The organism is Pedobacter aquatilis (assembly GCF_030409415.1).
Taxonomy (GTDB): Bacteria; Bacteroidota; Bacteroidia; order Sphingobacteriales; family Sphingobacteriaceae; genus Pedobacter; species Pedobacter aquatilis.
The window spans coordinates 25,834-47,507 of record NZ_JAUFPW010000015.1 but is presented as its reverse complement, the minus strand read 5'-3'; the positions used below and the strand labels follow the sequence as shown (position 1 = coordinate 47,507).

Genomic DNA, 21,674 nt, shown 5'->3' with positions numbered 1-21,674 from the left:
AAAATTGCATGCGAGTAGAACATCAAATTAAAGCATTCGAACAAATCTTATCAAGCTATGATGGTGCAATACCATTACATCGATTTTTACCTTCATATTTTAAGCAAAATAAACAGATGGGTTCATCTGACAGGAGGTGGGCAACCAGACATTTATATAGCTTTTTTAGATTAGGAAAGGCCCTGCCGAAGCTAAATAATGAATTGCGTTTAAGCATTTCGGATTTTCTTTGTCACGATATGTTGAGCTTAATTGTAGAAAAGAACTTGCCAAATTTGGTAGCGTTTGTAGGTAAACCGCTAGAGGAAAAGATTGCTTTAATTAGTACGCAATTCCCTGAATTTGATGTTGCTGAGGTTTATCCTTTTCAAGAAGATTTATCTGAAAACATAAATAAGGAAAAATTTAATAGGTCATTTTTTATTCAACCTGATTTATTTATAAGAGTTAAAAAGGGAGATTTAGCGCAAATAAGTAATCAACTCAATGCTGCCGGTATTAGTTTTGAAACTATTACTGATACAGCAATTGCCTTAGCCAATGGAACTAAATTGGAAACTGCGCTCACAGAAGGAAAATATCAGGTTCAGGATTTATCTTCACAACGTACTGGCCTATATTTTAAACCACAAAAGTGGGATAAATGGTGGGATTGCTGTGCTGCATCGGGTGGTAAAACTTTGCTTTTGCACAGCTTGGAACCAGTTTTAGATTTATTAGTTACCGATTTAAGAGAAAGCATCCTTACAAATCTTGATGAGCGTTTTGCACTTGCATGTATAAGAAAGTATCATAAAAAGGAATTGGATTTACTAAAGAATAACGACCAGATTTTACATCACTATACTTTTGACGGGATTATTTTAGATGCGCCTTGTTCGGGTTCTGGTACATGGGGCAGAACGCCGGAAATGTTAACGTATTTCAACCCTAAAAAGATTAGTCAATTTGCCTCAATGCAAAAGGCGATTGTAACGAATGTTGTTAAATACTTAAAACCAGGAAAACCACTCATTTACATTACTTGTTCTGCATTTTCTGCTGAAAACGAAGAAGTTATTAAATACATTACCGATAATTTACCACTAACTCTGGAATCAATGGAGTTGATACAAGGTTATGAAAATAAGGCAGATACAATGTTTGTGGCAAGGCTAATTAAGAAAGATTAGAATTAATGACTTTTCTAAAAAAAAACGCAATGGATTTAAATTCCTAAGAATGCTCTATCTTAGATTTGAGACTTTTTCTGATGTATTTTATAACTTCAACAATTATTGAAAGTACACCAATTATTAACGTATATTCCTCAAAGCCGTTCATTTTTTAGCCTTTCTCTTTAGATAAATATACTTATTTTTTGTTACACAAAAGAATTATAATCCGGTATTATTTCTAAATAATTTAATCGCTATTGCGAGAAGAATAACGCCAAAGGCTTTCCGTAAAATGTTTAAACCTGATTTGCCAAATAACTTTTCTAATCGATTAGTGTTTTTCAATACGAAATAAACGAAAAGGATATTTAATAAAATGCCCACCAAAATATTCTGTGTTTGGTATTCTGTTTTTAGGGATAATAAGGTAGTCATTGTCCCAGCTCCTGCAATTAATGGAAAAGCTAGCGGAACAATTGATACGGTTTCAGGTGCTTCTTCTTTAAAAATAGTTAAGCCTAATACCATTTCCATTGCAATAAAGAAAATTACAAAAGATCCGGCAATCGCAAATGATTCTACATCAAGCCCAATAACTTTTAGCAATGATTCTCCAACAAAGAGAAATAATATCATTAATCCGGCAGCAACTAAAGAGGCCTTTTCTGATTGGATATGCCCCGCCTTTCTGCGCAGTTCTATTATTACAGGTATAGAGCCCAAAATATCGATAATGGCAAAAAGTACCATTGTCGTGGTTAAAATCTGATTTAAATCGAACTTCATAAAATCAAGTTTCATGCGGAGTAATTTTGGTCAAAGTTAGAGCATTTTGTGGTAACGCTATATTAATTATCTAAAAATAAAACTGTGTGCGCAAGGTTAGCACATTGTCTTTTCTATCGTTTTGGTAACCCATGATTTGTGTTGATTCGTTTTTAATCATATCATAATAAAGCACAGCCTTAAAATGAGGGTTAAAATGATGCAAAAAACCAACCCCAAATGTGTCAAATCTAACATCAGCAGGAGATAATCCTTGTAAAGGATTCACTTCCATACCTTTTACTTTTGAGTTTGGATCATAATAATCATATTTTAAAATCAACTGGTTATCAGTACTATTTAAGGTTTGTACAAAGGTTACGTAAGCACCAGTAAAATTTCTGGTGTAATAGGGTAGTGCTTTAGAGTTATTATCAACAGGGAAAGAACCCGGAGTTGTAGAAGTAGTTGCTGTTCCGGTTTGTAAACCTGATATAATTTCAGCTCTTAATTCTGATTTCCAACTTTCTAAAGTAGATGCCAATTGTAAATCTGCACCATAATACCTTCTTGGAGCAACAGCATTTATGGTATTTACTGATGAATCTTTAACCATCGACCATAAATTATTTACGTTTTCCATTTTATAACTTACAGGCAAACGATGGTTTAAGCCACCTTGTAATGTACTAACTCCACCAGCAATAGATAGGGGAATGCTTTTTATCACATAGGGCTTATGGCTTAATCTAAAAATGAAATCTTTGCTATTATCAAATTCTGCTGGACCGGCTAAACCCTGGCCATTGTAAATTCCTAAATCTAAAACAATATTTTTCAGCTTTGCATCCTTCCATCTTGGATTTAATGTGAATGTTACGCCTAGGTCGCGTTCGGTTTTCATTAATATTTGCGACATTCTTCCGCGTTCTGGTGCTTCCCGAACTGAGGATGATAATTGAAGTTCGTTCCCAAACGGGCGACCAGAAAGTCCGAGTGTTACGTATAAAATTTTCCACTTATTCTCATAATACCTGCCCCAAAAATCCCGAATAGCAACTCCTTGTTCTGTTCCATCAAACTGAAGTACAAAATAGGTTGATGGTGCACCTTCTTCGGTTAGCATCATATAATCGGCTCTTAACCTCCCTCTTCTTAGGCGAAAGCGATTGCTTGTATTTTCTCCAAAATTACCACCTTGATATTCAGACAAAGCTCCATTTGATTGTGCTACCTGAAACTGTGGTTGTAAATATCCACTAAAAGAAAGTGAGCCATATTTTTTTGAAATGACCAGTAAGTGATTTACTACAGTAGAATCCATTACATCGTTAATCGTTCTTTGTGCAAATGCTCCTATTGAAAATAGTAGACCAATAGTAGCAAATAATAGAAAGCGTAAGCCAAAAATTAAGCGATGATTCATTATAAACTTTTTTGCAAAGGTATAGCAAAATAATCCGTAAAGAAATTATTAGCTATAAAAAAGCCCCGCAGTTTGCGAGGCTTAAAATTTGTTTAAATTATAATTGTGGTTTAGGTGGGTCAGTTGGTTCTACAACTATTCCTTTATTTCCTAAAACCGAATTTTTCTTACCGTAGAAGAAGTAGATAGCTACACCTAATCCCATCCAAATTGCAAGTCTGATCCAGGCTTCAATTGGTAATGATGACATTAAATAAACGCATACAATTACACCCATAATTGGTACAAATGGAACCCAAGGTGTTCTGAATGGACGATGTCTGTCTGGGTCGGTTCTGCGTAATAACATTACACCGATACAAACTAATGAGAAAGCAAACAATGTACCGATTGAAACCATGTGGCCTAAATCAGTAACTGGAACAAAACCAGCAAAAATACTCACAAATACCATGAAAAATAAGTTAGTTTTAAATGGTGTTCTGAATGTACTGTGTATGCTGCTGAAGAACTTTGGTAATAAACCATCCTTAGACATTGTATAGAATACACGTGATTGACCCATTAGCATTACCAGGATTACTGAAGTGTAACCCGCAAGAATTGCTATGATTAAGCCCATTTGTAACCAGCTATATCCGGTAACTTTAAATGCTGTAGCAGCAGGAGAAGCATCACCTTTAAATACTGAGAAAGGTACTAAGCCTGTCATTACGTGTGCGAACAAAACATAAAGAATTGTACATACAACCAATGAACCTAAAATACCAATCGGCATACCTTTTTGAGGGTTTTTAGCTTCCTGTGCTGCGGTAGAAACTGCATCAAACCCGATAAATGCGAAGAATACTAAAGCAGCACCGGCTGCAATTCCTGAAATACCAAATTCACCTTTAACACCAGTATTTTCTGGGATGTAAGGCGTGTGGTTTGCAGGATTAATAAATTTCCAGCCAAGTGCGATGAAAATAATTACAACCGCTACTTTCACAATAACTAAGATATTGTTAAGGCTTGCTGATTCTTTTGTACCTCTGATTAACATTAAAGATAACAGGGAGACAATAACAACAGCAGGAAGGTTTATACCTCCACCATCAACTTCAGCAAATGATTTTGTTAAATAGAGCGGCATTTCCATACCAAATTCATGTAATAATTTATTAAAGTATCCAGACCATGAAACACCTACGGTTGCGGCGCCCAATGCATATTCCAGCACTAAATCCCAACCGATAACCCAAGCCATAAACTCGCCCATGGTTGCATAAGAATAGGTGTAAGCACTACCAGCCACAGGAATCATTGATGCAAATTCTGCATAACATAAGCCTGCAAAAGCACAGCCCACTGCAGCTAACACAAATGATAAAGTTACTGCAGGACCAGCGTGATCAGCTGCTGCAATACCAGTTAAAGAGAATAAACCTGCGCCAATAATCGCTCCGATACCGAGCGCAACAAGGCTTGTACTGCTCAGCGTACGTTTGAGTGTGCCTTCACCACTTTCAGCAGATTCTGCTATAAGCACATCAATAGGCTTTTTAAGATTCATAGTTTGTTTAGTATTTTGTTTGTTGATTTATGATAATAAGCGGTAAACCTAAATAAAAATTACCAAAAAATAAAAGGGATTCTTTTATAAATCCCTTTTGATTGTGATTATATCTATGATTTTACAACTATCGACTTAACGTATCTGTTGTATTTATTAAAGTGTCTGTAACCGTATTACCTGATGCATCTGTTTTTTGCTCAATTCTAATCTCTTTACGAACTTCCTGTCTCGATTCTATTGCTCCTGCCTTAACCGCTATATAAGGTGCAATTACTAATGAAACAATCGACATTAATTTAATCAAAATGTTCATCGATGGGCCAGAAGTATCTTTAAACGGATCGCCAACGGTATCTCCAGTTACCGAAGCCTTATGTGGTTCTGATTTCTTGTAGTGCATTTCACCATTAATCATCACGCCTTGCTCGAATGATTTCTTAGCATTATCCCACGCACCACCTGCATTACTTTGAAAAATACCCATCAAAACACCCGTTACGGTAACACCAGCTAATAATCCACCTAAAACCTCCGGGCCAAAAGTGAAACCTATAATTACCGGAGTGATTAACGCAATGGCTCCCGGCATCATCATTTCGCGGATAGATGCTTTAGTGGAAATGGCAACGCATTTCTCATATTCAGGTTTAGCTTTATATTCCATAATTCCGGGAATTTCTCTGAATTGGCGACGAACTTCCTGAACCATGTCCATTGCGGCCTTACCAACCGCCTGGATACAAAGTGCAGAAAAGATAAACGGTATCATGCCGCCTACAAACAAACCGGCTAATACAGGTGCCTTATAAATATCAATTGCGGTAATACCAGCAATACCTACAAAAGCAGCAAACAATGCCAATGATGTTAATGCAGCCGATGCGATTGCAAAGCCTTTTCCTGTTGCTGCGGTGGTGTTTCCAACAGCATCCAGATTATCGGTACGTTCACGAACTTCCGGAGGTAACTGGCTCATTTCTGCAATACCACCTGCGTTATCGGCAATTGGTCCGAAAGCATCAATCGCTAATTGCATTGCAGTAGTTGCCATCATGCCAGCAGCTGCAATTGCAACGCCATACAAACCAGCAAAGTGATAAGAAGCCATAATTCCGCCTGCCAAAACTAAAATTGGAATTACTGTAGATTTCATCCCTACGGATAAACCTGCGATAATATTTGTAGCATGACCTGTAGAAGATTGTTGTATAATAGAGTTAACCGGACCTTTACCCATTGCCGTAAAATATTCAGTAACCACACTCATTATTGTTCCAACAACTAATCCAACAATTATCGCATAAAATACATTCATGCTCGAAAACTCGTAGCCACGAAGGCTTAAAGTTTCTGGTAACATCCACTTCACAATGAAAAATGATGCAACAGCAGTTATAACTATCGATGACCAGTTGCCAAGATTTAAGGCATTCTGAACATTTGATTTTTCATCTTTAATGGTTACAAACCAGGTTCCGATAATGGAGAAGATGATACCTAAACCACATATCACCATTGGTAGCAGGATGGGAGACATTCCTCCAAATTTATCTGTAACCGTAATTTCTTGGCCGAGAACCATTGTTGCTAAAATTGTAGCCACATAAGAACCAAACAAATCGGCACCCATTCCGGCAACATCACCAACATTATCGCCAACGTTATCTGCAATAGTAGCCGGGTTACGAACATCATCTTCAGGTATGCCAGCTTCTACCTTACCTACTAAATCTGCACCAACGTCAGCCGCTTTGGTATAAATACCGCCACCAACACGGGCAAATAACGCAATGGATTCCGCACCTAATGAAAAGCCTGTTAAAACTTCAATGGCTGTTTTCATATTTAAAACACTTACTGTTCCATCCGTTCCGATTACATCAAAATAAGAAAGGAACACGATAAATAAGCCGCCCAAACCTAAAACAGCTAAGCCCGCAACGCCTAATCCCATTACCGTACCACCAGTAAATGATACTTTCAGTGCTTGTTTAAGGCTGGTTCTTGCGGCCTGTGTGGTTCTAACATTTGCTTTAGTAGCAGCCTTCATTCCAATATATCCTGCGGTAGCAGAAAAAACAGCACCTATAATAAATGAAATGGATATTATCCAGCTCGAGTGCATTGCTATACCGTTAATTTCAGTAATCGTTCCTGAATAGGCTAACAGAGCGGCGGTGAAAACAACAAAAATACTGAGTACCCTCCATTCGGCTTTTAAAAAAGCCATTGCGCCATCGGCAATGTAGCCGGCAAGTTCTTGCATGTTTTTATCGCCCGCATCTTGCTTGCTCACCCATGCGCTTTTAATCATCATTACAATAATTCCAATTAGCCCTAAAGCCGGAACAGCATAAATTAAATTGTTTTGTAGAAAATCCATAGTTAATATTTGGTTTTTGATTTGTTGATTCAATATTTGCTTACTCATATATATAAGTATGGTTAGTACTTAAATCGCAAATACTTAATCGTTTAGTTTTGGTTATTAGTTTAGCAATATAATAAAATAATTTTCTACTAATTGCTAGTGCGCTCAAATTTAATTAGACATTAACTATTTTTTTGTTCCATTAAAATAATACAATCTAATAGCCTTGCGAATTAGATTTTTTAAATAAATTAGCCGCAACTAAACCCACAAAAACAAACTAAACATGGAAAAACTCGAGGGAAAAGAACCTGTTAAAAAGAAGCTTGGTCTTTTTGATGCCGCAATGCTTGTAATGGGTTCGATGATTGGCAGTGGAATTTTTATCGTGAGTGCCGATATCATGAGAAATTTAGGTTCTGGTTATTGGCTAATTGTAGTTTGGGTAATTACAGGTGTAATGACGGTTGCTGCTGCAATTTCTTATGGAGAATTATCTGCTATTTTCCCAAAAGCTGGCGGACAATATACATACCTGAAAGAAATTTTCGGAAAAATGATGGGTTTTCTTTACGGTTGGGGTATGTTTACCGTTATCCAAACCGGAACCATTGCGGCTGTTGCAGTGGCATTTGGAAAGTTTACAGCGTATTTAATCCCTGCCTTGAATGATGCTGCGCCAATTTTTCAGAGCGGTAGTTATAAAATTACCTGGATACAGATTTTGGCTATTGGCGTTATATTACTGCTTACTTATATAAATACTAAAGGAGTAGAAAGCGGTAAATGGCTGCAGAATATTTTCACAGGTTCAAAAATTGTTGCCCTGCTTGGTTTAATCATCTTAGGTTTTCTTTTGGTTAAGAATAACTTTTGGTCGGATAATATGGCTTTTGGCTGGAACGCTTTTAACAACCTTAAAACAGACATTGGCGGCAGCTTTACTAAATCTGGTTGGGAATCGATTTCTGGAATGACGGTAATGGGCGGAATTGCGGCTGCAATGGTTGGTTCCGTATTTTCTAGCGTAGCCTGGGAAAACGTAACCTTCGTGTCTGGAGAAATTGAAAATCCAAAGAAGAACGTTGTTCGTGCAATGGTGTTAGGTACTTCGGCTGTGATGATACTTTATTTGCTAATTAACTTTGTTTACCTGAATAGTTTAAATAGAGATGGAATTGCATTTGCCATAAACGATAGGGTTGCCGTTGTGGTGTCCGAACAGATTTTTGGAAGCGGCATCGGTACAATTGTAATCGCCATTTTAGTAATGATTTCTACTTTTGGTTGCGTTAACGGAATTGTTTTAGCTGGTTCCAGGGTATTTCAAACCATGGCCAAAGATGGTATGTTTTTCAAAGCAGCTGTCGAAAATAACAAAAACGGTGTCCCTGCAAAATCACTTTGGATGCAGGGGATTTGGGCTTCAGTGTTATGTTTAAGCGGTCAATACGGAAATCTTTTGGATATGATTTCGTTTGTTATCGTGCTGTTTTACATGATTACCGTTTTTGGCGTTATATATTTAAGACTAAAAAAGCCAGATTTAGAGCGACCATACAAAACTTGGTTATATCCAGTAACACCTATTATTTATTTAGTAATTGGTGCCGCATTCTGTATTTTACTGCTTATTTATAAACAGCAATATACCTGGCCCGGGCTTGTAATTGTTTTGCTTGGTGTGCCGGTTTACTTATTTATTAATAGGAAAAGCGCATAGCATTAAATCTGTAATGTAATACTTATATATAGGGAGTAAATTATTTGCTCCTTTTTTTTGTGCCTAAAATAATTAGAAAAGCAATGTTCTGTTTTTTATCGGTTATTGCAGCCCCGCCCTTTGCTAAATGCCGAAGAAAAATCGGCATACCGCTGCCGGTCGGGTTTATTTAATTCGGGTTATTGCAATAAGGTTAGGTTTAGTTTTCACAGTATTAAACTTACGAAGTCTCCCTTCGAGTGCGCTATTTAGACTTCGTAAGTTTAAATCCTCCCCGTGCCCACCAATGTCATTAACTTAACGGAAACACCTGTCATTCTGAGCCTGTCGAAGACTTTTTTTTGCGGATAAAATGTAAAATATTTGTCTTTCAACAAGCTACCATTGACGTTTTTACAGCGGTCGTCATTGCGAAGCTGGGTTTGTGTGAGCTGAAGCAATCTTATTTTGGTTATTCTTTAAATGGGATTGCTTCGTACCTCGCAATGACGAGCGCCTTAGAAAAGTCAATTATATTTACTTTTATACAATTAATTAAAGCTTATGATTACAATATTCTTTCATTTTATTCTTAAGTTAATGACATTGCCCTGCCCCTCCAAAGGGGGAATTGCATGATGCATAAATTCAACGTTAAAAAAGTTTTTAAACCCGGTTTCTTGCAAATCACTTCGTTTTTAAACCCGGCAGACGCGGATACCGGCCTGTGCGTAAGGCCTGCAGGCGTATGAGCAAATGACGGGACTAACATTCTTTGTTGCTTCATCATTTGCTTTTCAAAATCATATATACTTCAAATAATTTGTTTTTAAATAAACCCCGATTCTTATTTGTATTTTTGCAGCAATGGGAACACAGGTAGATTTAGGTATTAAAGGATATAAAAATTACGGCACACACTTACGTGAAAAATATAACGGACAGCGTGTGTTTAAGGTAATTGTTGATGGTGGTTTTACTTGTCCGAACCGTGATGGTAGTAAAGGTTATGGTGGTTGTACCTATTGTAATGTAGATTCATTTACGCCAGAGCCATCCAGAAAAAATCCTGCAATTAAAGATCAGCTTGCTGAGGGTATGGCTAGAGCAAAAAAATCTTACCGTGCTGATAAATTTATTGTTTACTTCCAGCCGAATACAAATACTTATGCGCCAGTGCATTATTTAAAGATGATGTATGATGAAGCACTCTCTATAAATACCGAAGATATTGTTGGTTTTGCAGTTGGTACACGTCCGGATTGTATTGATGCTGAAAAGGTTGCTTTACTGGAAAGTTATACGGATAGGTTTGATGTTGATTTGGAAATGGGTATGGAATCTATTTACGATGAAACTTTAGAGCAAATTAACAGAGGTTGTAGTCACGGAGAGTTTGTTGAGGCTGTAAAACTTCTGGAAAACGCTAAGCTTGATTTATGCGTTCATACCATTTTTGGTTTTCCATGGGAGACCAGGGAAATGATGAAAGGTTATATTCATGAAATAAACCGCTTTCCACAGATAAAATTTGTAAAATTCCATCATTTACATATTGTAGAAGGTTCTATAATGGGTGTTAAATATAAAAAACAACCTTTTAAGCTATTTACGCTTGAAGAATATACGGATTTACTTTGCGAGCTGATTCCATTACTTAGACCAGACATCGTAATTCAAAGACTTTTTGGCATTTCTGACTGGGATTTATTAATTGCGCCTAATTGGGGCTTAAATAAATCGGCAATTCAAACTTATATGGATAAAGAAATAGAAAAAAGAGGAGTTGTTCAAGGCTCTGAATATTTGGGTTAAATTCTAAAAATTTATATTTTATTTACAAAAGTCTGCAAAATTTGTGGGCTTTTTTTGTTTTTGGCAAGTTTGTAATGCTAATTTTTTATATAATACTGTTAAAATCCTATAATTGAGTCAAATCTTGCGTTTTTGTTTTTCATAAAATTGGTTGGTAAATTTTGCTATTTTTTCTTTTTATTCTATTTTTTGCATTAAAATTTGATTGTTTTTATAAAAATTATCGATTTTTTATATAATTATTTAATTTAATAGTGTAAAAATTACAATATGTTGTATTTTTATCGAAACAATTATGAAAATAATATAATATTTATTCAACCAAACAAAATAAACTTAAAACTATGGCTAAAATTTTAGTAAAACAGTACGCACCATTTGTGATTCTTATGATTTTCGCAATATTGGCTCTATTTGTTCCGCTACTTCCCAACTTCGATGAAGGAAAATATAGCGGACCAGACATCGCTTTCATTTTAATTGCCGCTGCTTTAGTATTTTTAATGACACCAGGGCTTGCATTTTTCTACGGCGGTATGGTTCACCGTAAAAATGTTTTATCAACAATGATTAAAAGTGTTGTAGCCGCCGGTGTTATCACTGTATTATGGATTGTTGTAGGTTTCAGTTTAGCTTTTGGAGATACAATCGGTGGTTTTATCGGAGATCCATCTACATTTTTCTTCTTTAAGGGCGTAAATTCTGGCGCTCCGCATTTACAAGGTGGTGCTGATTTAACTATTCCGCTTTCATTATTTGCCGTATTCCAATTGATGTTTGCTATTATAACACCTGGTTTAGTTGTTGGTGCGGTTGCAGAACGTATCCGTTTTACATCATACATCTTATTCATTGTTTTGTTTGCGATTTTTGTTTATTCGCCATTAGCACACTGGACTTGGCATCCTCAAGGTTTCTTGTTAAAAATGGGTGTATTGGATTTTGCAGGCGGTACAGTAGTTCACATTTCTGCTGGTATGGCTGCATTAGCTGGTGCATTGGTTTTAAAACGTAGAAAATCTCACTTAGAGCATAAAGAAGTTCCACCAGCAAATATTCCTTACGTATTAATTGGTACAGGTTTATTATGGTTCGGTTGGTTCGGTTTTAATGCTGGTTCTGCATTAGGTGCCGGAAGTTTAGCTGTTTCTGCATTCCTAACCACAAATACTGCTGCGGGTGCTGCAGGTTTATCTTGGATGTTTTTTGATGTAGCAAGAGGTAAAAAACCTTCAGTTTTGGGTTTTTGTATTGGAGCAGTTGTTGGTTTAGTTGCCATCACACCAGGTGCAGGTTTCGTAAGTATTCCATCAAGTATTTTTATTGGTGTAATTGCTGCAGTTATTTCAAACCTCGTAGTTTCTTGGAAACAAAAGACAAGCCTTGATGATACATTAGACGTTTTCCCTTGTCACGGTGTTGGTGGTATTGTTGGTATGTTATTAACAGGTGTTTTTGCAACTAAAACCGTTAATGCAGCCGGAGCAGATGGTTTATTATATGGTAACGCAGAATTTTTCATTACACAATTAAAGGGTGCTGTTATTGTTATTGCCTTCAGTTTTGTTGTATCATTTGTAATCTTCAAATTGGTTAACTTGATTAATCCAATCAGAGTATCTGATGAAGAAGAAGAAATGGGACTTGATGCTTCACAACATAACGAAAAATACAGTCAGGGAACATTATTGGTAGATGAAAAAGCTGCATATGTAACCTCGCATGCGCCTATTCAGGAAGCTCTATAAGCAAAATTAAATTATATCTAAACTCAATTCATAGCTCAAACATGAAAAAATTATTATCAGCCATATTTGGTATGGCATGCACTACGTGTGCCCTGGCTCAAGAGGCGCCCACGTCACCATTAGAATTTTCTGGTTCAGTAGATACGTACTATAAATACGATTTTGCAAAGATGCCTAACATTCCAACTTCCTTTGTTTCCGACCATAATTCGGTTTCTTTGGGGATGTTAGATTTGGTGTTGAAGAAGAAAACAGGAAAGGCATCATTTGTAGGTGAGATTTCTTTCGGTCCACGCGGTCAGTCGCAATCTATACCAGATGCAGCTGATGGCGGTTCATCATTCCATATCCAAAACTTATATGTGAACTACGATTTCTCGGATAAGTTTGCAATGACAGCTGGTTACATGGGCACATTTATCGGTTATGAAGTCATTTCTCCGGTTGGAAACTTCAACTATTCAACTTCGTATTTATTTACAAATGGTCCGTTCCAAAATGCAGGTATCAAGGCAACCTATAAATTTTCTGATAAAGTTAGTTTGATGGCTGGTTTGTTTAACGATTGGAATTTGTACAGTGCAACACGTGGCGTATCGAGTGTTGGTGGTCAGTTAATGATAGCACCAGTTGAAGGTTGGACCGCATACATTAATGCTTTAACGGGCGCTGACCCGTATGGTTACGGAACAATTGTAGATTTAACAACTTCTTACCAAATTACCAAAGCGTTTAAATTAGGATTAAATGCAGCTAATTACGATATGGCCGATGATGCAGGTGGTTACGCAGGTGTTGCCTTATATCCACAAGTTGCTGTTGCTGACGCTGTAACTTTAGGTTTAAGAGGTGAATATTTTAAAAATAAAGACGTTGGCGCAACACCAGGAACTGCTTACACTGCTGTAACTTTAACGGCTAACATTAAATCTGGTGGTTTAACTTTTATTCCAGAAGTTAGATTAGACCATAACGGCGATAAACCATTTATGAACAAAACAGGTGGTGCTGCGCCAAACGCAGGTCAGTTTTCATTAGCAGCAGTTTACGCATTTTAAAGAATAGTTTCTCTCCATATAATGCCGCCGGTTAATTTAAGCCGGCGGCTTTTTATTATCTTTATTTTATGATGAAATATAGCCTACTTTTATTTTTTACTTTTTTATCGCTTTGCGGATTTACGCAACAAAAACAATTTACATTAGATGAGCGTGGAAAATATGTTTACTATGAAGTAGTTGGTACGAAGATAAACAGAGACAGCTTGGTTTTGAGAGCTGAAAATTTCATAAAGCTGAATAAAAAATCTTTTATAAAATCTATTTTAACGGATAGTTCTATAACATCGGAGGGTAAAATGATTGTTGATAAAACCATTTTGGTTGCCTCGCATCCAAGCGGTGAAGTTAATTACACGTTTAATTTCGAAGCAAGAAATGACAAGTACCGATATTGGATTACAGACTTGGAGTATATTCCATACAATAGAGATAGGTATGGTAATTATGTGCCGACAACAACTATCGCAACACCTTTAGAAAAAACGCCAGGTAAATTATCTGCCGGTGCTTGGAAAGATATTGTGGAAAGCGTTTATGTAAAAGCAGAAAAATTAGGTGAGAATTTCAAAAAAGTACTAGCAACAAGTCAGGTAAAAACGCTAATTAAGAAAACCGAAAGTATTTCTACTAAAAAATGGTAGCGTATTCGACCGAACCAAAAAGCTCTTCTACTTTTTTATACCTAAAATTAAATATTTCTTTAACTTTTTTCGATACCATGATTTCGTTGGCAATTGTGCCGATAAAGCTATAGCCAATAGCGTAGTGAAGAATATCATACATCAAAACGCCGCCTTCAATCTCCTCAAAATGGTGGTTATGATGCCAAAATGCAAACGGGCCAAAACGCTGCTCGTCTATAAAATACTCTTTTTCTTTAACATGAGTAATTTCTGTCATCCAGTTGAGTTTAATTCCAAATAATGGCGCCACTTTATAAGTAATAATCATTCCTGGATACATTTTTTCGTTCTTCTTAATCGGAGAAGTAACATCAAATGTCATGCTTTCTGGAGTAATTTCAGATAAGTTTTGAGGTGATGAAAAGAAATCCCATGCTTTATCTAAACTAACTGGAATTTTCTGAGTGAATTCTAAACGGTACGTTTTCAATTTTAAATTTATAGCACAACAGCTGAAAAGCTATTTTGTTGTTTTTGTTGCCAATTTCTCGTTAATTAATTTTACTAAGCCGTTAAATTCTTTTTCTTCGAAACCGATGCTCTGGTAAATAATTTTTCCTGTTTCATCAATAAGTATATTTCTTGGAATAGACTGCTTGGCGAATTTATTGAAAATGCTTCTGTCTAAATCTGGCAGAATTGGAAATGTAAATTCCTTTTTTACTTTATATGGAATAAGTTTATCCCAACCTTCTTGCCTACCGAAAACAAAGAAAGCAAAGTTTTTATCTTCTTTATGTTTATCCCAAATTTCCTTTTGCGCAAGTGGCAGTTCTACATTACAAGGTGGGCACCAGGTGGCAAATAGATTTATAAGAATCAACTTTCCTTTGTAATCAGTAATATTTACCGTTTTACCTTTTTCAATTTCAAAACTAAACGAAGGTGCATTGTCTCCAATTTTAGTATAGCTATCCTTATCAACCTCACTTTGAGCAAAAGCGGTAGCTGTAATCAATATATAAAACAAAGAGATAAGTATCTTTTTCATAAAGAGATTTTATGATCTAAAGATACTTTTAATCTGTAGTAATCCCAACTAGTGAACCATTTTATCGGCACAGGTAGAACTGGCAAAAGCTTCTGGTTTTGCCTTAAATATGAAACCCATACTTAATATATAACCCATTGCATCATTTAGTGCTTTGTTTGATTTGAATGATGGATTTGTGTTGATATCTGCATGAACCTCCAAACCAACATCGTAAACATCGAGTAAATCGCAAATAGAATAGGCCGTTTCGATAGATTTTTGAACTTCCATCAGCATTCTTTCTTTTATGCTTACTTGTTGAGCTGATTTTTCCTGATGGATGTACATGAAGCCACCATGATGCTCTCTTAGCAAAACAATTACCGTAGCAAAGTCGGTTACTAACCCTTTAACTTGAGAATCGGTTCCAATACAAACTTTTAATTTGTAACCATTTTCGGTTTCTCTAATAATTGCTTGTTCTACTTCTTCAAGGATTGAAGATTGAATTACTTCGCCACTAAATTTCTTCCAGGTCATAGTTGTGGTTTTTTGAGGTTAACAAATGGTAATCGGGTTTTTATAAAAATAGGGGCTAAACGTTAAATTTGTATTAATTATAGATTGTTTAATTGCTAACAAATTATTAGTTATCAACAAGTTAAGTATTTTTTATGGACTGTTCTGTAAATTTTAGCAACAATTTCATTTTAATAAACGTTACATTTATATAACAACATTATAAAATCTTATTGCCATGAAAGCAGAACTTATTCAGGAATTGCAATTATTACAACAAAGTAGGGCCAATAAATTTACAGATGATTTAACTGACCGAATATTATCATCAGTTGATGCTGTTAACGAGAAAGTTTTAAGCTCAATGTCGAAAAGGGGGCAAATGCTCATGCTACTTGAAAAGAAATTAAGCTTTTCCGTAATCAGAAGATTAAAGCGGATTTTCTAAAATTCATAATTGTAGTTACCGAAAATGTAAATGCTTATCTTTGGCGTAATGGTAGAACACGCATTAAAAAGATTAAACATTACGGCCTTGAATGAGATGCAGAAAGCATCTTTGGAAGCTGCAAAATCAGATAAAGATATTGTATTAATTGCGCCAACCGGCTCAGGTAAAACGCTTGCCTTCTTATTGCCATTACTATTAAAGCTTAAGGCAGATGTTAAAGGTGTGCAGGCGCTGGTACTTGTACCTTCTAGAGAATTAGCCTTACAAATTGAGCAGGTTTTTAAGCAAATGACTACAGCTTTTAAAGTAAACTGCTGTTATGGAGGTCATGCCGTTCGCATCGAAAAAAATAATCTTGCGCATCCCCCGACCGTTTTAATCGGTACGCCTGGAAGAATTGCTTATCATATAGATCATCAAAACTTCGATGAATCTTTTGTTGAAACCTTAATTCTTGATGAATTTGATAAATCGCTTGAGTTTGGTTTTGAACAGGATATGTCTTACATCATCGGTTCGTTGTTATCGTTGAACCAAAGAATTCTTACTTCAGCAACAAAAATGGAAGAGATTCCTTCTTTTGTAAAAATAGCTAATCCGGTAGAAATTGATTTCTCGAAAGATGTTAAGGCCAAGCCAGATTTAAAGTTATTAAAGGTTGTTGCCCCAACTGCTGCTGATAAACTCGATGTTTTATTTAAATTATTGAGTAAAATTGGTAATAAGAATACGCTGGTTTTTTGTAACCATCGAGAAACGGTAGATAGAATTAGTGATTTACTTTTTGAACAAGGTTTGGAGCATGATGTTTTTCATGGCGGTATGGAACAATTCAATAGAGAAAAAGCCTTGCTAAAGTTTAGAAATGGTAGTCATAAAATTTTAGTTACCACTGATTTAGCTGCCCGTGGCTTAGATATTCCAGAGGTTGAGCATATTGTACATTATCAACTCCCATATACTGAAGATGCCTATATTCACCGAAACGGCCGCACAGCTAGAATGAATGCGAAGGGAACCGCTTATGCGGTACTAACAGATGATGAGCATTATAAATATTTACCTGAGGATATTAAGGAAGAAAAACTTAGGGATAAATATAAAATACCAGAAGCGAGTGAATGGGTGACCTTGTACATCGCAAACGGCAAGAAAGATAAGATTAATAAGATTGATATTGTTGGTTTGTTTTTGCAAAAGGGTGGTTTAGCTAAAGAAGATTTGGGTTTAATAGAAGTAAAAGATACCGCCAGTTATGTTGCCGTTAAAAGGGATAAAGTTGATAAACTTTTAAAAGTTTTAATTGGCGAAAAAATAAAAGGTAAAAAACTGAAGCTAGAGGTGGCGAGTTNGTTGGTTCATTGGTTCATTGGTTCATTGGTTCATTGGTTCATTGGTTCATTGGTTCATTGGTTCATTGGTTCATTGGTTCATTGGTTCATTGAAAATTTAGACCAACAAGTTAAGCAGATTTATTTTTAATTTTGAGCTTTAAATTCAATCATTCAAAATTCAATAATTTTCTCATTCAATAATTTAAACATGAGCAATAACGATATATTAAAGAAATTAAGAGTAGCACTTTCGCTAAAAACAGAAGACATTATTACCATTTGTGATTTGGTAGGTTTTAAGGTTACAAAAGCTGAATTAGGTGATATTTTCCGTAATGACGACCACGAAAATTTTAAACCTTGTGGCGACCAGATCCTTCGTAATTTTTTAAATGGTTTGGTTATCTATAAAAGAGGACCAAGAGAAGAGAAGAAATAGATTTTAAATATTCTATATCTTAAAGAATTAAATTTTTAATGCTGGACTTGTTGAAGCAATTCGAAATAAATCATCTTTAATGAAAATAAAATTATCCCTATTCCTGCTACTTATTGGCGCAAATATTTCAATGGCTCAAACTGCAAAAGAAGATTTTTCTGATGATTGGGCAAGACTAAGCAAATATCAAAAAGAAAATGATTCTATAGGTTTACCAAAAAAAGGAGAGAAGCGAGTTGTTTTTTTAGGCAGCTCTATTTTTGAATTTTGGAAGCAAAAAGACCCCGAATACTTTAGTAAAAATGCCTATGTCGATAGAGGAATTAGCGGCCAAATTTCACCTCAACTGCTAATTAGATTCAGGCAAGATGTTATCAACCTAAAACCAAAAGCCGTAATTATATTGGCCGGAAGCAATGATTTGGCTGGTAACAAAGGACATGTTTCTAATAAAACCATTTTGGATAACGTGAAAACCATGACGGAATTGGCCAGAAAACACAATATTAAAGTGATTGTCTGTAAGTATTTGCCGGTTTATGAATATCCCTGGAATAAAAACTTAAAAAATGTAGCTGCCCAAATTATTTCCTTAAATGAAGAAATTGTTGCATATGCAAAAAAAGAGCATTTAACTGTTTTGGATTATTTTACGCCTTTGGTTGATGAAAGAAATGGGCAAAAAGCAGAATATACAACTGATGGTGTTCATCCAAATTTGGCAGGTTACAAAGTAATGGAAGTTGTAACAAATGAAGCAATAAGGAAAACAATAGGTTATTAAGTCGCACAAAAAGAAATAAGGCTGTCTTGCAATAAAACTCCCGGAAGCTATAACAATTAAATTTGCCGTTTTCGTCATGCTCAGCTTGACTGGGCATCCTAATGCCTTTAAGGCAATATTTCATGTCTTTTCTATCTTCTTAAGATTCCCATTTTCATCGGAATGACGACCTTTCAAAATATAGTTCTATAATAAATCATTAGTATTAAATTTTAAAATATATTTTTTATTTCAAAATATATTTTCAATAATATTTGAAAGTTCTATAACTAATATTTATTTTTACATCATGAAATTGATACTACCAGAAAAAATAACTACAGCAGCATTTTAATCGATTAAAAAATTTGACTAATTGTTTCATTTTTTTCTGAAAGTTTTATAAGCAATCTTAATGTTATGAATTATAATATCACAGGCTATTTTATTTTCATCATAATTATTGTTTTGATTATAGTTTTTGTAGGGAAAATCTGCTATAGAAATGGAAATATTTTTGTAGCCGAGCTAATTCCCGAACATTTGGATATGTGCCAGCAGATTAATAAAGCCTTGCTGGTTGCATATTACCTGGTAAACATTGGCTATTGCGCAATAACACTTATCGGCTGGGAAGAGGTAAAATCAGGACTTCAGCTAATTGAAGTTTTATCAATTAAAGTTGCAACCATTGTTTGCATACTTTCCATACTTCACTATTTAAATATTTTCGTGCTTACAACTAATATCAATAAATTAATTAAATAACAGTTTTTAAACCTTTCATAATGGAAACAACCAAAATTTTAATCGGCTACGCAGTTTATTTACCAACAGCACTTTTTTTAACCTTTTACGTTTCAAAAACGCTTTTCAGGAATAGTAAAGTTTATATGCTAGATATTTTTAAGGGTAGAGAAGTAATCGCAAATGCAACAAATAAACTTTTTGAAACGGGTTTTTACTTATTAAACCTGGGTTTTGCCTTATTAATTATGAAAATTACGGCATATGAAAATAACTATCAAACTTTAATTGAAGCACTAAGCTCTAAAATAGGAGGGTTTTCAATTTATCTAGGTATAATGCTTTTCTTCAATTTATATTTTTTCTTTAGAGGAAAACGAAAAGCAAGCGAGCATACCAAACCAGTAATTGCACCAGTTGCTTAAGATAACCATTAAAAAAAACTCCCGATGAAAATCGGGAGTTTTTTTTAATCAAGTGTTTTATATCTAATTCGTTTTGGCGTAACATCACCCAAACGTTTCTTTCTGTTTTCTTCGTAATCAGAATAATTTCCTTCGAAGAAATAAACTTCAGAATTTCCTTCGAAAGCAAGAATGTGCGTACATATTCTATCTAAAAACCATCTATCGTGACTAATAACTACTGCGCAACCACCAAAGTTTTCCAAGGCCTCTTCTAACGCACGTAATGTATTTACGTCAATATCATTCGTTGGCTCATCCAGTAAAAGTACGTTTGCACCTTTCTTTAATGTAATTGCCAAATGAACACGATTACGCTCACCACCCGATAAAATGCCAACTTTTTTCTGCTGGTCGCCACCATTAAAGTTAAATTTTGACACATAAGCACGTCCGTTTACAGCTTTATTGCCCAATTGAATATTATCCAATCCATCGGTAATGTTTTCGTAAACGGTTTTATCAGCATCCAAATCATTATGCATTTGGTCTACATAACCCAATTCTACTGTTTCACCAACACGGAAAGTTCCGTTATCTGCTTCTTCTTGTCCGGTAATTAAACGGAAGAGTGTTGTTTTACCAGCACCATTTGGCCCAATAATTCCTACAATTCCGGCAGGCGGAAGTGAAAAGTTTAAGTTGTCAAACAGAACTTTATCACCATAAGCTTTTGTTACATTTGTTGCCTCAATTACGACATTACCCAATCTTGGTCCGGCAGGAATGAAAAGTTCTAATTTGTCTTCTCTTTCTCTTCCATCTTCTGATGCCAGTTTATCGTAATTTGCCAAACGAGCTTTAGATTTTGCGTGGCGGGCTTTTGGAGCCATGCGCACCCATTCCAATTCACGCTCCAAAGTTTTCTGACGTTTGCTCTCCGTTTTTTCTTCTTGAGACAAGCGCTTAGCTTTCTGATCTAACCAACTACTATAATTTCCTTTCCATGGAATACCTTCACCGCGATCTAATTCTAAAATCCATCCGGCAACGTTATCTAAGAAATATCTATCGTGGGTTACTGCAATAACGGTTCCTTCGTAATTCTGTAAAAATTGCTCTAACCAATCGATACTTTCGGCATCCAAGTGGTTGGTTGGCTCATCCAATAATAAAACATCAGGATGTTGTAAAAGCAATCGGCACATCGCTACACGGCGGCGCTCACCACCAGAAAGTACACCAATTTTGGTTTCCGGGTCAGGGCAACGTAAAGCATCCATTGCTCTTTCCAGTTTCGAATCAATTTCCCAGGCACCTAATGCATCAATTTTATCTTGAAGCTCGCCTTGTCTGGTCATTAGTTTGTCCATTGCATCAGGGTCAGAATAGTTTTCTTCTAAACCAAATGCTTCGTTAACTTCTTCGTACTCTTTTAAAATAGCCGTAACTTCTGCAACACCTTCTTCAACAACTTCCCGAACTGTTTTTTCAGGATCTAATATTGGCTCTTGGGCTAAATAACCTACAGAATATCCTGGCGAAAACACAACTTCTCCCTGATATGATTTATCTAAACCAGCAATAATTTTTAGTAAGGATGATTTACCAGAACCATTTAAACCGATAACACCGATTTTTGCTCCGTAAAAAAATGATAAGTAGATATTTTTTAAAACCTGTTTTTGTGGTGGGTAAATCTTATTTACACCAGCCATTGAAAATATGATTTTTTCGTCAGACATAATTAATAGTATA

20 protein-coding genes are annotated in these 21,674 nt (G+C 35.5%); 12 read left to right on the top strand and 8 right to left on the bottom strand.

The genetic code is table 11. The features are described from left to right. Positions 1-8: 8 nt before the first annotated feature. Positions 9-1,172, top strand: a complete 1,164-nt coding sequence (locus QWY86_RS08840; protein ID WP_290241011.1) for an RsmB/NOP family class I SAM-dependent RNA methyltransferase — start codon at positions 9-11, stop codon at positions 1,170-1,172. A 204-nt stretch (positions 1,173-1,376) separates the two neighbouring features. Here the strand turns inward: QWY86_RS08840 and QWY86_RS08835 are convergent, their stop codons facing one another. From QWY86_RS08835 to QWY86_RS08820, 4 genes are all read right to left on the bottom strand, one after another. Further along, positions 1,377-1,943, bottom strand: coding sequence for a MarC family protein (locus QWY86_RS08835; protein WP_290241223.1), 567 nt, complete (start codon positions 1,941-1,943; stop codon positions 1,377-1,379). A gap of 70 nt (positions 1,944-2,013) precedes the next feature. After that, positions 2,014-3,348: a putative porin gene (locus QWY86_RS08830; protein WP_290241010.1), complete on the bottom strand. Its 1,335-nt coding sequence runs from the start codon at positions 3,346-3,348 to the stop codon at positions 2,014-2,016. Between the two features lie 97 nt (positions 3,349-3,445). Further along, complete coding sequence (locus QWY86_RS08825) at positions 3,446-4,903, bottom strand: amino acid permease (RefSeq protein ID WP_290241007.1); 1,458 nt, start codon at positions 4,901-4,903, stop codon at positions 3,446-3,448. Positions 4,904-5,030: 127 nt separating this feature from the next. Continuing rightward, on the bottom strand, positions 5,031-7,289 hold the full coding sequence (locus QWY86_RS08820) for a sodium-translocating pyrophosphatase (protein WP_290241005.1): 2,259 nt from the start codon (positions 7,287-7,289) through the stop codon (positions 5,031-5,033). A gap of 274 nt (positions 7,290-7,563) precedes the next feature. Between QWY86_RS08820 and QWY86_RS08815 the strand changes: the two genes are divergently transcribed. From QWY86_RS08815 to QWY86_RS08795, 5 genes are all read left to right on the top strand, one after another. Beyond that, positions 7,564-9,000, top strand: coding sequence for an APC family permease (locus QWY86_RS08815; protein ID WP_290241003.1), 1,437 nt, complete (start codon positions 7,564-7,566; stop codon positions 8,998-9,000). Positions 9,001-9,846: 846 nt separating this feature from the next. Beyond that, entirely contained in the window at positions 9,847-10,794 is a 948-nt protein-coding gene (mnmL, locus tag QWY86_RS08810) for a tRNA modification radical SAM protein MnmL/YtqA (protein ID WP_290241001.1), read from the top strand. A gap of 344 nt (positions 10,795-11,138) precedes the next feature. Further along, a complete protein-coding gene (locus tag QWY86_RS08805) occupies positions 11,139-12,542 on the top strand; it encodes an ammonium transporter (protein WP_290240999.1) in 1,404 nt (467 codons plus the stop codon). A 41-nt stretch (positions 12,543-12,583) separates the two neighbouring features. Next, positions 12,584-13,600: a porin gene (locus QWY86_RS08800; RefSeq protein ID WP_290240997.1), complete on the top strand. Its 1,017-nt coding sequence runs from the start codon at positions 12,584-12,586 to the stop codon at positions 13,598-13,600. A 68-nt stretch (positions 13,601-13,668) separates the two neighbouring features. Continuing rightward, positions 13,669-14,244, top strand: a complete 576-nt coding sequence (locus QWY86_RS08795) for a DUF4468 domain-containing protein (protein WP_290240996.1) — start codon at positions 13,669-13,671, stop codon at positions 14,242-14,244. Here QWY86_RS08795 and QWY86_RS08790 read toward each other — a convergent pair. From QWY86_RS08790 to QWY86_RS08780, 3 genes are read right to left on the bottom strand one after another with little or no spacing between them, the layout of a single operon-like run. Continuing rightward, positions 14,231-14,716 carry an SRPBCC family protein gene (locus QWY86_RS08790; RefSeq protein ID WP_290240994.1) on the bottom strand — a complete coding sequence of 162 codons (486 nt, stop codon included), beginning with the start codon at positions 14,714-14,716 and terminating at the stop codon, positions 14,231-14,233. The two genes, QWY86_RS08795 and QWY86_RS08790, sit on opposite strands and share 14 nt — an antisense overlap. Positions 14,717-14,746: 30 nt before the next feature. Beyond that, positions 14,747-15,277: a TlpA family protein disulfide reductase gene (locus tag QWY86_RS08785; RefSeq protein WP_290240993.1), complete on the bottom strand. Its 531-nt coding sequence runs from the start codon at positions 15,275-15,277 to the stop codon at positions 14,747-14,749. A 48-nt stretch (positions 15,278-15,325) separates the two neighbouring features. Further along, a complete protein-coding gene (locus QWY86_RS08780) occupies positions 15,326-15,799 on the bottom strand; it encodes a ribonuclease H-like YkuK family protein (protein WP_290240991.1) in 474 nt (157 codons plus the stop codon). Positions 15,800-16,016: 217 nt separating this feature from the next. Here QWY86_RS08780 and QWY86_RS08775 point away from each other — a divergent pair, with 217 nt between their 5' ends. The 6 genes from QWY86_RS08775 (at position 16,017) to QWY86_RS08750 (ending at position 19,937) form a co-directional block, all read left to right on the top strand. Then, complete coding sequence (locus QWY86_RS08775; RefSeq protein ID WP_290240989.1) at positions 16,017-16,226, top strand: hypothetical protein; 210 nt, start codon at positions 16,017-16,019, stop codon at positions 16,224-16,226. 30 nt (positions 16,227-16,256) lie between these two features. Beyond that, complete coding sequence (locus QWY86_RS08770; protein WP_435406631.1) at positions 16,257-17,711, top strand: DEAD/DEAH box helicase; 1,455 nt, start codon at positions 16,257-16,259, stop codon at positions 17,709-17,711. Between the two features lie 60 nt (positions 17,712-17,771). Then, entirely contained in the window at positions 17,772-18,002 is a 231-nt protein-coding gene (locus QWY86_RS08765) for a DUF1456 family protein (RefSeq protein WP_123205800.1), read from the top strand. 79 nt (positions 18,003-18,081) lie between these two features. Continuing rightward, complete coding sequence (locus QWY86_RS08760; protein WP_290240979.1) at positions 18,082-18,786, top strand: GDSL-type esterase/lipase family protein; 705 nt, start codon at positions 18,082-18,084, stop codon at positions 18,784-18,786. 399 nt (positions 18,787-19,185) lie between these two features. Beyond that, positions 19,186-19,533 carry a hypothetical protein gene (locus QWY86_RS08755; RefSeq protein ID WP_290240977.1) on the top strand — a complete coding sequence of 116 codons (348 nt, stop codon included), beginning with the start codon at positions 19,186-19,188 and terminating at the stop codon, positions 19,531-19,533. A gap of 20 nt (positions 19,534-19,553) precedes the next feature. Further along, positions 19,554-19,937 (top strand): hypothetical protein, encoded by a 384-nt coding sequence (locus tag QWY86_RS08750; protein WP_290240975.1) that lies wholly within the window; start codon positions 19,554-19,556, stop codon positions 19,935-19,937. Between the two features lie 44 nt (positions 19,938-19,981). Here the strand turns inward: QWY86_RS08750 and ettA are convergent, their stop codons facing one another. Continuing rightward, positions 19,982-21,661, bottom strand: a complete 1,680-nt coding sequence (ettA, locus tag QWY86_RS08745) for an energy-dependent translational throttle protein EttA (RefSeq protein ID WP_290240973.1) — start codon at positions 21,659-21,661, stop codon at positions 19,982-19,984. Positions 21,662-21,674 lie beyond the last annotated feature (13 nt).

Excerpts from the sequence above, each read along its gene's own strand:
- QWY86_RS08785 (WP_290240993.1), bottom strand. The coding sequence starts at position 15,277 with ATGAAAAAGATACTTATCTCTTTGTTTTATATATTGATTACAGCTACC.
- QWY86_RS08815 (WP_290241003.1), top strand. The coding sequence starts at position 7,564 with ATGGAAAAACTCGAGGGAAAAGAACCTGTTAAAAAGAAGCTTGGTCTT.
- QWY86_RS08765 (WP_123205800.1), top strand. The coding sequence starts at position 17,772 with ATGAGCAATAACGATATATTAAAGAAATTAAGAGTAGCACTTTCGCTA.
- QWY86_RS08840 (WP_290241011.1), top strand. The coding sequence starts at position 9 with ATGCGAGTAGAACATCAAATTAAAGCATTCGAACAAATCTTATCAAGC.
- QWY86_RS08830 (WP_290241010.1), bottom strand. The coding sequence starts at position 3,348 with ATGAATCATCGCTTAATTTTTGGCTTACGCTTTCTATTATTTGCTACT.
- QWY86_RS08800 (WP_290240997.1), top strand. The coding sequence starts at position 12,584 with ATGAAAAAATTATTATCAGCCATATTTGGTATGGCATGCACTACGTGT.
- QWY86_RS08775 (WP_290240989.1), top strand. The coding sequence starts at position 16,017 with ATGAAAGCAGAACTTATTCAGGAATTGCAATTATTACAACAAAGTAGG.
- QWY86_RS08750 (WP_290240975.1), top strand. The coding sequence starts at position 19,554 with ATGGAAACAACCAAAATTTTAATCGGCTACGCAGTTTATTTACCAACA.
- mnmL (WP_290241001.1), top strand. The coding sequence starts at position 9,847 with ATGGGAACACAGGTAGATTTAGGTATTAAAGGATATAAAAATTACGGC.
- QWY86_RS08825 (WP_290241007.1), bottom strand. The coding sequence starts at position 4,903 with ATGAATCTTAAAAAGCCTATTGATGTGCTTATAGCAGAATCTGCTGAA.
- ettA (WP_290240973.1), bottom strand. The coding sequence starts at position 21,661 with ATGTCTGACGAAAAAATCATATTTTCAATGGCTGGTGTAAATAAGATT.
- QWY86_RS08795 (WP_290240996.1), top strand. The coding sequence starts at position 13,669 with ATGATGAAATATAGCCTACTTTTATTTTTTACTTTTTTATCGCTTTGC.
- QWY86_RS08760 (WP_290240979.1), top strand. The coding sequence starts at position 18,082 with ATGAAAATAAAATTATCCCTATTCCTGCTACTTATTGGCGCAAATATT.
- QWY86_RS08755 (WP_290240977.1), top strand. The coding sequence starts at position 19,186 with ATGAATTATAATATCACAGGCTATTTTATTTTCATCATAATTATTGTT.
- QWY86_RS08820 (WP_290241005.1), bottom strand. The coding sequence starts at position 7,289 with ATGGATTTTCTACAAAACAATTTAATTTATGCTGTTCCGGCTTTAGGG.
- QWY86_RS08835 (WP_290241223.1), bottom strand. The coding sequence starts at position 1,943 with ATGAAGTTCGATTTAAATCAGATTTTAACCACGACAATGGTACTTTTT.
- QWY86_RS08805 (WP_290240999.1), top strand. The coding sequence starts at position 11,139 with ATGGCTAAAATTTTAGTAAAACAGTACGCACCATTTGTGATTCTTATG.
- QWY86_RS08780 (WP_290240991.1), bottom strand. The coding sequence starts at position 15,799 with ATGACCTGGAAGAAATTTAGTGGCGAAGTAATTCAATCTTCAATCCTT.